At 45.0% G+C, this 1344-nt stretch carries 1 protein-coding gene; it reads right to left on the bottom strand.

Features of this window, described 5'->3' with window-relative positions:
* Positions 1-9 precede the first annotated feature (9 nt).
* A complete protein-coding gene (locus tag AC27EZ_RS18070) occupies positions 10-1338 on the bottom strand; it encodes an IS4 family transposase (protein ID WP_487136655.1) in 1329 nt (442 codons plus the stop codon).
* Positions 1339-1344: the final 6 nt, after the last annotated feature.

Below are 1344 nucleotides of genomic sequence, written 5' to 3'. Positions count from 1 at the left end.
TAATGCCAGTCAGTTAAGCTGACTGGCATTTTTCTTTTTAGCGGGGTACTTACTCGGTTTGGATTTAACACATCGCGGATATAACCTGTCTTCCCGCCGTGTCGGAAGCTCATAATAAGTTAGTTGATTGATGAGGTTTTCATATAGCACGGGCAGCTTCCCTGGGCTTGTAAGTCCTGTTGTAAGTAGGAATGCCACAACCGCGCTTGAGCACCCGCTGAAGCTTAGCTGATTAGGCCAGATGCCTTTGCGTAGTGCAGCTTCAGTCATTGCCACTCGTATCAGGTTATAAGCCAGCAGTAATCCCCATAACTCCTGCTCAACCATGTCAGGCCGCTTACTACGAAGCGTGTATTCACTATTCAGTAACGTCTGCTTCATCTCTCGGTACCCTAATTCAATTTCCCAGCGATAACTGTATAAGTCTACAACCTCGTCACTGGGATAACGCATGACATCGGTAAGAGATGTAAGAATTCGACACTCTTTTCCTTTAATTTTCTTCGTAATTAGTCGCGCTTCAAGCTCATTGGGAAGCGTGGGGAATTTCTTTCTCGCTTGAGGTGTGGTTTTTAGTTTTATCCGTTTATCTACGCGGCTATAGCTTTCTAGTACTTCAAATTGGAGATCTTTTCTGGCGGGTATCATCCAGTGTCTTTCTTTTCCCGCCTCTTGCCATTGATGGAGTAAGCCCAAGGAATAAAAACCACGGTCAAACATAGTGAGCGAATTATTAGGCGTATCTTCAATTAGCTGCTCTGCTAGCACCATTTCGTTAGACTTATATTTATCGAAGGTACTGTTTATAAGTTGATGACTTGTCAGCTCCATCTGGCAGACCATGCGAATCTGAGGAAAGGCTGTATCACCATGTTGCGTGCTGCCAGAGCCATATTTTTCACGGTTCTCCGCAGTATCAGCCGTTCGCCAAACGACACCATCGACACCAAGTAAATTCAGGCCGTTCCATGTTTCGAATTCGTTTTGTTGATACCAATGTTTCGCCATCTTTTTAAAAGACTGTTCAACGGCCTCGGTTCCCAAGCGCTGTCGCGCCTGAACCATAGCGCTTGGCGCTACCAGCGGTGCTTTACCTGGTAATGCAATATCCATCTTAGTGGCAATATTCCACACTGATTCTTGCCTAAAAAGACTCATGCCCATGACGCACCACATTACCGACTCGAGCGGTAAGCGACGCTTTCTAACGGTTGCCACACCTGCTTCAACAAAGGCCTCATCGATAATTGAAGGGTCTAAGAAAGTTGAGAGTTTTTCAAATGAGTGAAACTGGGTACTGGCATTGAAAGCAGTATCTAATGCTGTTTTGATATCCATAAAAAA

The organism is Alteromonas sp. 4NH20-0056 (genome assembly GCF_057539655.1).
Note: the sequence above shows the minus strand (reverse complement) of the source record. Positions and strands in the feature narration are given on the sequence as shown.

Excerpts from the sequence above, each read along its gene's own strand:
- AC27EZ_RS18070 (WP_487136655.1), bottom strand. The coding sequence starts at position 1,338 with ATGGATATCAAAACAGCATTAGATACTGCTTTCAATGCCAGTACCCAG.